At 49.1% G+C, this 9,141-nt stretch carries 6 protein-coding genes; 3 read left to right on the plus strand and 3 right to left on the minus strand.

The annotated features are described in order from the left end of the window. Positions 1-20: 20 nt before the first annotated feature. Together B157_RS0131665 and B157_RS0131670 are read left to right on the plus strand one after the other, a co-directional pair. On the plus strand, positions 21-2,531 hold the full coding sequence (locus B157_RS0131665) for a bifunctional YncE family protein/alkaline phosphatase family protein (protein WP_020607317.1): 2,511 nt from the start codon (positions 21-23) through the stop codon (positions 2,529-2,531). A gap of 46 nt (positions 2,532-2,577) precedes the next feature. Next, the gene (locus tag B157_RS0131670) at positions 2,578-3,423 is read left to right on the plus strand and encodes a polysaccharide deacetylase family protein (protein WP_052647036.1); all 846 of its coding nucleotides are present in this window, start codon (positions 2,578-2,580) and stop codon (positions 3,421-3,423) included. 107 nt (positions 3,424-3,530) lie between these two features. Here the strand turns inward: B157_RS0131670 and B157_RS0131675 are convergent, their stop codons facing one another. The 3 genes from B157_RS0131675 to B157_RS0131685 form a co-directional block, all read right to left on the minus strand. Continuing rightward, positions 3,531-4,553, minus strand: coding sequence for an SPASM domain-containing protein (locus B157_RS0131675; protein WP_020607319.1), 1,023 nt, complete (start codon positions 4,551-4,553; stop codon positions 3,531-3,533). A gap of 95 nt (positions 4,554-4,648) precedes the next feature. After that, positions 4,649-6,637 carry a hypothetical protein gene (locus B157_RS0131680; RefSeq protein ID WP_020607320.1) on the minus strand — a complete coding sequence of 663 codons (1,989 nt, stop codon included), beginning with the start codon at positions 6,635-6,637 and terminating at the stop codon, positions 4,649-4,651. A 261-nt stretch (positions 6,638-6,898) separates the two neighbouring features. Continuing rightward, positions 6,899-8,680 carry a M28 family peptidase gene (locus tag B157_RS0131685; RefSeq protein WP_020607321.1) on the minus strand — a complete coding sequence of 594 codons (1,782 nt, stop codon included), beginning with the start codon at positions 8,678-8,680 and terminating at the stop codon, positions 6,899-6,901. Positions 8,681-8,893: 213 nt separating this feature from the next. Between B157_RS0131685 and B157_RS37860 the strand changes: the two genes are divergently transcribed. Next, on the plus strand, positions 8,894-9,141 hold a 248-nt coding region (locus tag B157_RS37860; RefSeq protein ID WP_169521793.1), incomplete at its 3' end, for a transposase family protein.

Here is a 9,141-nt window from a genome sequence, read left to right on the forward strand (position 1 = left end):
GCTACAATACTTTATCAACCATGGCAAAACATACCCCTATTCTGTACACGTTGGCGGCTCTGGTGCTCCTTATAGTAGCAGCCGGTTGCAATCGAAAAAGTAATTCGACTCAGACCTCTCAGGAGGCCGATGTATATAAAAGTCTGGCTACCAAACGGATAAATCTGCCAAATGGATGGTCATTAACGCCTACTGGCCGCAGTCTGGACCTGGACGATTTACCGCTAAATCTGGTGGTTTCCCCCTCCAAAAAGTACCTCGCCGTTACGAACAACGGGCAGAGTACCCAAAGCATCATGCTGATTGATGCTAAAACCGAAAAACTCGTCGACTCGACCAAAGTGGCCAAAGCCTGGCTGGGTCTGGCTTTCAGCGATGATGAAACGCGGCTGTACGCGTCGGGGGGCAACGACAATAAGATTCTGGTCTATAAAATCGAAAGCCAGAAACTGGTACCGGACGAACCCATTGTGCTGGGCAAACCCTGGCCGGTGAAAATTTCGCCAACAGGTCTGTGTGTGGATGATGCGAAGAATCGGCTTTACGTTGCCACAAAAGAAGATAGTTCGTTGTACATCTGCGATACTAAAACCCGGCAAGTGCTGCGCCGGATAAACGTCGGTAACAAAGCGTATACCTGTGTTCTTTCGCCCGATAAAAATGAATTGTTTGTTTCGATTTGGGGCGGTGCCAAAGTGGTACTGATCAACACGAACACACAAGCCATCACGGCTGAAATTGCCACGAATAAAAACCCCAATGACCTGCTGCTCACCCGCGATGGTAAGTACCTGTTTGTCGCTAACGGAAACGACAATACGGTGGCTTTGATTGATGTGGCCAAAAGGCAGGTTGTTGAAACGCTCACGTCTTCGCTCTTCCCCAATGCACCAGTGGGCACCACGCCCAATGGACTTGCCCTGAGCGATGATGAAAATACACTCTACATTGCCAATGCGGATAACAACTGCCTGGCTGTATTCGATGTGGCCCGTAAAGGCCATAGCCAGTCAAGCGGGTTTATTCCAACAGGCTGGTATCCAACGGCTGTAAAAGTGATTGGTTCGAAAGTTTTCGTTACAAACGGTAAAGGATTTTCATCGAAAGCCAATCCCCGTGGACCAAATCCTGTAAAAGCCCGAACGGCACAGGAAGTTGGTCCTAATCCACAGGCAAATCCCGGTCCGGTTCAGTACATTGGCGGCCTGTTTAAAGGAACACTTTCCATCATTGACGTGCCCGGCACTGATGTTTTGGCGGCCTATTCCCGGCTAGTTTATGCCAATACACCTTACACCAAAACGAAAGAACTTCAGGCGGAAGGGGAAGTGGGTAACCCAATTCCAATGCGGGTTGGTGGCAACGGTTCGTCGTCACGGTCACCCATCAAATACGTATTCTACATTATCAAGGAGAACCGTACCTACGACCAGATTCTGGGCGATATGAAGGAGGGTAACGGCGATGCTTCCCTGTGTTTGTTCCCGGAGAAAATAACACCAAATCAGCACGCACTGGCCAAAGAGTTTGTGCTGCTGGATAACTTTTACGTGGATGCCGAAGTCAGTGCCGATGGGCACAACTGGTCGTCGGCTGCGTACGCTAATGACTACATCGAAAAAAACTGGGTGACCAGTTATGGTGGCCGGGGTGGTACATATGACTATGAGGGCAGCAAAGAAATTGCTCACCCACGAGATGGCTTCATCTGGGATCACGCACAGCGTGCCGGTATATCCTATCGTAGTTATGGCTGGTTTGCCGATGAGGCAAAAGCCAACATAAACGTGCTGAAAGACCATTTCTGTCCCGGTTTCAAGGGCTTCGATATGGGCTATATGGACATAAAACGGGAAGAAGCCTGGGAGAAAGATTTTGATGAACTGGTAGCGGCCAACAAGCTGCCGACACTTAGCACCGTGCGGTTTGGCAACGATCATACCTCGGGGGCACGGGTGGGTATGCCAACACCCGAGGCTGCCGTCGCCGATAATGATCTGGCCGTTGGCCGATTCGTGGAACACTTGTCTAAAAGCCCCATATGGAACGAATCCGTCGTGTTTATTCTGGAAGATGATGCCCAGAATGGCCCCGACCATGTGGATGCGCACCGTTCCATTGCTTTTATGGCCGGAGGACTGGTGAAACGCGGCTTTATCGATCACACGATGTACTCAACTTCGGGTATGTTACGCACCATGGAGCTGATTCTGGGTCTCAAGCCCATGAGCCAGTATGATGCCGCTGCCACACCCATGTGGCGATGTTTCACCAAAAAGACGGACTCTACTCCATTCAAATCCCGCGAAGCAGGCATCGACATCAACGAGAAAAACGTGGCCGTCAACCGAAACTCCAAACGCTCGTCGCTGTTTAACCTGACCCATCCCGACGATATTGACGACCTTGTTTTCAGCGAGATTGTCTGGCAAACAGTGCGCGGCAACAACAGTGTTATGCCCGCTCCCAGGCGCGGTGCTTTTGTACGATTAGGGAAAAAAGGCGAGGGTGATGAGGATGACGATGATTAGCGTATCAAAACCGGATAGTATTGCCATTCGTCGAGATTTACCGTTTATGAAAATCCTTTTTGCCTTCCTTTTTTTTCTGTTTGTACGCGTGGGCATAGCCCAGACGCCACCGCCCCGATTGATTATCCGGGGCGATGACATGGGTTATGCACATGGCGGAAATGAAGCATTAATCAAATGCTATAAAGACGGAATTGAAACGTCCATCGAAGTGCTCGTTCCATCACCCTGGTTTCCGGAAGCGGTTCAGATGCTGGCCGAAAACCCGACCGTCGATGTAGGTATTCACCTGACACTTAGCAGTGAGTGGGACAACATCAAGTGGCGACCACTGTCGGATTGCCCAAGCCTGCGGGATGCCGACGGGTATTTTTATCCCATGATTTACCCGAACAAAAACTATCCAAAACGCTCGGTAATCGAGAATAACTGGCAACTGGCCGATGTAGAGAAAGAGTTCAGGGCGCAGATTGAGTTGGCCCTGAAAAAGATTCCGCGCATCAGTCATATTTCCGGTCATATGGGCTGCACCGGTATGGGGGACGACGTAAAAGCCCTGGTCAAAAGACTGGCGCAGGAGTATAAAATTGACATCGACCCCGGCACCCTGGGCGTAACCAGTATCGGCTACATTGGAGTCCATAATACATCGGAGGAGAAAATCGACAGCTTCCTGAAGATGCTTGACAGTCTGGAAGCGGGCAAAACGTACCTGTTTGTTGACCACCCCGGCCTCGATACGCCCGAACTCCGGGCTATTCATCACATTGGCTACGAACAGGTGGCCATCGACCGGCAAGGCGTAACCGACTGCTGGACCAATGCCCGCGTAAAGGAGCGCATCAAAACCAGAGGAATCCAGTTGATTAGTTATAAGGACTTGGCAAAATGACTGTTGACTCGGTACGCCAAAGCGGAGTGAGTAATAGAATAAGTGAATAGTTAGTAGTAGCGTTCGTTCATTCACTCATTCTATCACTCACTCAGTTACTAATTGTTTTACGCCCACACCTTTGTTCCCTCCGTACAGTTGCGGCACATATCGATTTCGGAACGGGAACGAAACAGGGTCTCGCGAAAAGCCTGATAAGCCGAACCATGCCAGAGGTCTGAAAACGACTGCGTTTGCAAATCGCCGAGCCGGTGGTGCGCGTCTTTGTCGAAGCAGCACGGCACCACCAGGCCATCCCAGGTAATAACACAGGAGTGCCACATCTTCCAGCAGTGGTCGCCAAAGCCGTTTTTGATTTGGTAGGTACCGTCGGCCTTATGAGCGTAGCGGCTGTATTCATCCAGCGTAGGGATAAGTTCGTTTCCCTGTTCGTAATCGTAAATCTGGGCGGTTTTCAGCCCAACTTCGTCCACGCCCAGTTCGCGGGCTAATTTTTTAACCTCGGCAATCTGATGTTCGTTGGGTTTTACCACCAGAAACTGAAAGACCACGTGAGGTGTGCGGGATTTTAGTTCTTTTTTCCAGCGTAGAATATTCTTCGTGCCTTCCAGTACTTTTTCCAGTTTCCCGCCCACCCGGTACTGCTGGTACACTTCCTGCGTAGTACCATCAATCGAAATAATCAGTCGGTCCAGTCCTGACTCTACCGTTTTGCGGGCGTTGGCATCGGTCAGGTAATGGGCGTTGGTGCTGGTAGCGGTGTAAATGTTCCGCTCCGTAGCGTAACGAACCAGATCCAGAAACTGCGGGTGCAGATACGGCTCGCCCTGGAAGTAGAAAATAAGGTAGAGTAGTGTATCGTGCAGTTCGTCGATGGTGCGTTTGTACAGTTCCTCACCCAGCATGCCCGTCGGGCGGGTAAACGACCGGAGTCCGCTGGGGCATTCGGGACAGCGCAGGTTACAAGAGGTTGTCGGCTCAAATGAGATAGACATGGGTAAACCGCGTTGTACCGGCTTGCCCGTTTGCTTCGCCAGATAATAACTCGACAGCACTTTCAGCGCATTCGCCACCCGTTTGGGTGTGAGTTTGGACGCGAAATTAAGTCCATCGAAGAGGTTACGATTCATGAAGCAAAGGTACGGTCAATACGGTCCCGAAACACATTTTTGACCCAGAGGCCTTGTTGGCGCTGGATAAGCAATTTAGCGATGCGGCCTGCTTACTATATCTTATAAACCCGGCAGCCATCTTCCTCAAAAACGACTTCTTCGCCCGTGATGGCGGCTATTTTTTTAGGTAGTTTCCCGGTCGTGCTGGCCGCAAAAACGTAGGTCGGCGAGTCTATGCCAGGTTGGTTGGTCTGGGTCCAGACAATGTATTTTTTTGTGTCGCCGGGTGGTATGATCCAGGTTGTTTGTCTGCCGGCAATATCCAGCCAGATACGCTCGGCAAACTGGCGCATCCGCAGAATAGACACGAACTGGTCGGCGTTTTGACCCCATTCGAACTGGCCGTGTGTTACTTTGTCGGGCTGCCGGTCGTCTTCTATTCTAAATACATACAGTTTTGTGTATTCTTCATTGGCTCCCCGGTGTTCGTGCCGGTTTCGTACCTCAAAACCAAGTCCTACGTAACTGGGCATATCGGTCAGGAAGAGCGCGGTGAAGTAGCGAAACAGATTACCTGCCTGGTAAAATTCGTCGAAGCGAGGGTCATCTTTATCGGCCGTCATCACCGTGAAGTTCGGGGCAAACCGGCGTGTTTTGAGATAGGTGTAATAATCAGCAAACTGACGGTTAAACTCCTTCGATCCAACCACCAATGACTGTAAGTCTCCCAGGGTCGAATCGGCTTCAATTGCCTCAAGATGGTCGGCTTCATTGCCGTAGCCCATCGTGTCGGGGGGAGCCAGGAAGGTTTCGGCGAAGAAGGCATAATGGGGTACACCATTCGCCTGGACGTATTTCTTGATGGCCCTTAATGGGTCGTAATAATCATCGATTTCGGCAGGTACGCCACCCGGCCGCATCTGTACATGGGCCATATCGCCCCGCATGAAATCGAAGTTATACATTCGCTGGCAGTCGGCTACTTTCCGGCATATATATGACCAGGCAGGGAGATTTGGTCGGTCGAAATCCAGCTCCCAATGCTGATTAGTGTCTTTTGATTCGTAAAACCGATACCGTGCCAAAGGTCCAAACACCCTCGACATGGCTTCGGGCTTATCGAACGCGTACTGATACCAGGTTTGCCCAAAATCATCCAACACAAAATCGTTCGGATCAATATGGATACCCCGGTAGGGCGGGGCCATTGTCATCGGCAGGGTTTCAAATCCCTGCGCCACCAGATGCCTGATCAGCGCCAGCCGCCGATTCAGCCGTCCGCCGTGATCGTTCGGGTAGCCAAAAAGAATCCGCGAACGCTGATCGTCACTTAACAGCGTGACGTCCGTTGAAAAAAAAGTGTCTTTCGTAAACGTCAGCTGGGTATTATCGGCGGCTCCGTGAAATTTCAGAAACTGCCAGATGGCTTCTTCCACGTACCGGTAAACATAGCTGGAATGATCAACCAGTTCGGCGGGTTTTCCCTGTTTAACGCCCCGCTGAACCCACTCGAATAATGATGGGCAAGACAGTACCATCTCCGAAAATCGGTCGGTATGAGGGATAACGTCCATACCGATGGTTCGACCCAGCGCATGAATCAGGTTGGTGACGACTTTCAGTTGCTTCTCAACCGAATCGAGTGCGGGAACGAAACTGGCCAGTGATACATCGAAAAACTCCGGGTTTATCTGCCAGCTTACCATGCCATATAAACTACCGACCACGCCCGGCTCCCAGATGGGTAGCAGGTGAATACTATCATGACTGGCCGGTAAGGTGAGGGTATAATTGATAAGATTCCAGAAGGAACCAATAGTCCGGACATTTACCCCAACCATGTTGCTTCTCTTTAGCCACGACCCGTCGGCATATTGGCTGACTGGGCTTTCAACGGTTTCGGCCGGATTCAATGCCTTTCGCAATACATCATTTCCCAATCGCTTATGTAGAATTTCGAGCGTTTGATACACCGTAAACTGTACGGCTGTCTGAGGCAGGAGATTTGATATAAACGATAACTGACCGGATTGATACATGTCAGCGTACTGTCTATATTGCCGATTCCAGTCGGCTTGTAGATTGGCGATTGAGTCGGACATAAGGCAAATGTAAACCAGTTTTTATAAAAGCTGTTTACAACATCTTTGGCGTGTATTGTCAACCAGAAGAATCCAGCCACACAATATTTCCTGTCGATTAGCAAAAAACGGGTATGTAGTTAGAAAGAAACGAGGATGGATAGTAGGTTGTTCTGGATACTTTTTGCCGACAGGTAACATTGAAAAATGCCAGGTCCTTTTCCAGTAGCACGATAGCTTACTGAAAAAGGACCTGGCGCAACAATGAACTGAACGAATTGATTACTGTCTAATCATCATTCGATTGGTAGCAATAACCTGATTATCCGCTTCGAACGTGTAGTAGAATACTTCTATTCGACCATCATTTTTATAATCGAACAAGTACTCGTTAAGACCTGACTTAATCTGAATTTTTCTTTTTTCAACTAATGTCCCATCGCCTTTTCTGATGGTTAGGTAAGCTTCGCTGAATTGTTGATCGGCCTCATTTTTCAATACGATATAGGTCGATTCATCAAATGGATTCGGGTAGTTTCGGAGAATTTCTATTCCCTTTATCGGCGATGCAGGTGTTCTTAACAGCTGATCCATGAAATTAGCCCCTACCACTTGATTCGTTGCAGGAGTGGTGGCTGGAACGGTAACGGATATTTCGCCCGAAAAAAGACTTTCTACGTTGTTGGCGTTCACAGCGGCCACACTAACATACCGTACGGTGCTGCCATTGCCAACGAAAATAACCGAAGTTGCTTTGCCGGTAACGGTGTACACCGAATCCCAGTCGTTGGTAGCCGAACGCAGCGCCACCCGATAAGCAGGGGCATTGGTCGCGTCAGTGATGGTTAGTGAAATTTTGTTTGGACTAACGTATTTCGCTGTAAAGCTGGTAGGGGCTTTAACGGATTGCGCAGCCATGGCAATGGCGTTGGTGTTGATAACCGCATTACGGGCCAGATAGTCAAAATCGACGCTAAAGGCATCTGGAATACCATCGTTATTGGTATCAATCTGCTCATTATCTCTAACCGAGTGAACGATACCACAACTGCCCGACCCATCGCCATTTTCATTCTGGCAAATAACCCTTACCGCAGCGTAGCCCTTACTCCGAAAAGGAACATGGTCGCTCGATCGGCCGGTCCGGTCTTCGGCACTCATAATGTTGATCGTCATGGGTACCGCAGCTATTGGCTTTATCTGCTCTGCATATTCCAGCTTTACGAAGCGTACCAACTGCTTATGAATGGAGTTGGTACTGCCGTATGAAAAAATCCGCAGGCTGTTTGTCGCCACGTTCCCCGGTGTACAGGATGGAGCCGATGAACAGGGGCCACAAAGCGTAGTACCGGCAATATCATTATTCAGGACCATGCGGATATTACGGCTTTTGCTGTACGAATAATTGGCAAATGCGGTACTACCATACAACCCCTGCTCTTCTCCTACCGTTAACAGAAAAACGACGGTGGCCTTCAGATTATATTTCGATAAAACTCTGGCTGCTTCCAGTACAAGGGCCGAACCAGTAGCATTGTCTGAAACACCAGGCGCATTGCAGTTTGCATCACAGCTATTTTCGCAACGGGAATCCATGTGCCCTTCCACAATAATAATTGACTTGTCGGTTAGGTCGGTACCGGGTAAAACGGCGAATACTTCGTTAAACGTCTTGGTCGTAGCGCATACAGTGGCACTAAAATTCATCCGGGAAACCAGCAGCCGGTTGTTCCGCTGGGCACTCAGTTGTCTGAACTTTGCTTCTACCCAATTGTTGGCGGCTCCAAGCCCTCTGGTAGTCGATGTGTTAAATAAGCTACTGGTGTTTCGATTGGTGAATGAGGATAACTTCTGAACGTAGGTTCTCAGCGAATCGGCGGAAATAGATTGATTAAGATCAGCCGCTATGGTAGCGGGTAAAGCATTGATTCCAGAGTTATAGCTGGCTGGATTGTAATTACCTGCCATAACAGCATCGGCGGTTGTGTTGGTAACAACCATGTTGGATTGGCTCCAGGCAAGGTTGCTCACCAGAAAAGTAATCAGGTAGAGACTTTTTTCCATAAATCAGTAGTTTGAAAAATTATAGATGAAACGATGAAGTGAAGCATTAAAAAGGTACCCTCAAGGTGCTTATCTTCATAACTAGCTACCTTACTTCCATAGGATACATTAACACGGATATACGGTATTGTTTGACATACTAATTGTAACTAAATAGTAACTTTCGGTATAAAATTAATGGTACTCTGACAATTCTTGTGGTTAACTTGGTCTATGCAGGAAACCGACTTCTACCAACAGCTTTTAGCCTTGCCTGATTTGCAGGTGCAGCGGGTCGAATATACACCGACTCGAATTACACTATTTTGCCAACTCCAAACCAACAGCCAGGCCTGCCCTTCCTGTCTCAAGCAAACCACCCAACTCAATCAGTACTTAACCAGGCAAGTGCGCGATCTAGATATGTCGGGCCGCCAAGTCTGGTTGCACATACGTATCCGCCAGTTCATCTGTCAAGATTG

Source organism: Spirosoma spitsbergense DSM 19989 (assembly GCF_000374085.1).
GTDB classification, from domain to species: domain Bacteria; phylum Bacteroidota; class Bacteroidia; order Cytophagales; family Spirosomataceae; genus Spirosoma; species Spirosoma spitsbergense.

What these genes read in the sequence shown, in the direction of transcription:
- B157_RS0131665 (WP_020607317.1), top strand. Translation starts at nt 21, where the DNA reads ATGGCAAAACATACCCCTATTCTGTACACGTTGGCGGCTCTGGTGCTC.
- B157_RS0131670 (WP_052647036.1), top strand. Translation starts at nt 2,578, where the DNA reads ATGAAAATCCTTTTTGCCTTCCTTTTTTTTCTGTTTGTACGCGTGGGC.
- B157_RS0131675 (WP_020607319.1), bottom strand. Translation starts at nt 4,553, where the DNA reads ATGAATCGTAACCTCTTCGATGGACTTAATTTCGCGTCCAAACTCACA.
- B157_RS0131685 (WP_020607321.1), bottom strand. Translation starts at nt 8,680, where the DNA reads ATGGAAAAAAGTCTCTACCTGATTACTTTTCTGGTGAGCAACCTTGCC.
- B157_RS0131680 (WP_020607320.1), bottom strand. Translation starts at nt 6,637, where the DNA reads ATGTCCGACTCAATCGCCAATCTACAAGCCGACTGGAATCGGCAATAT.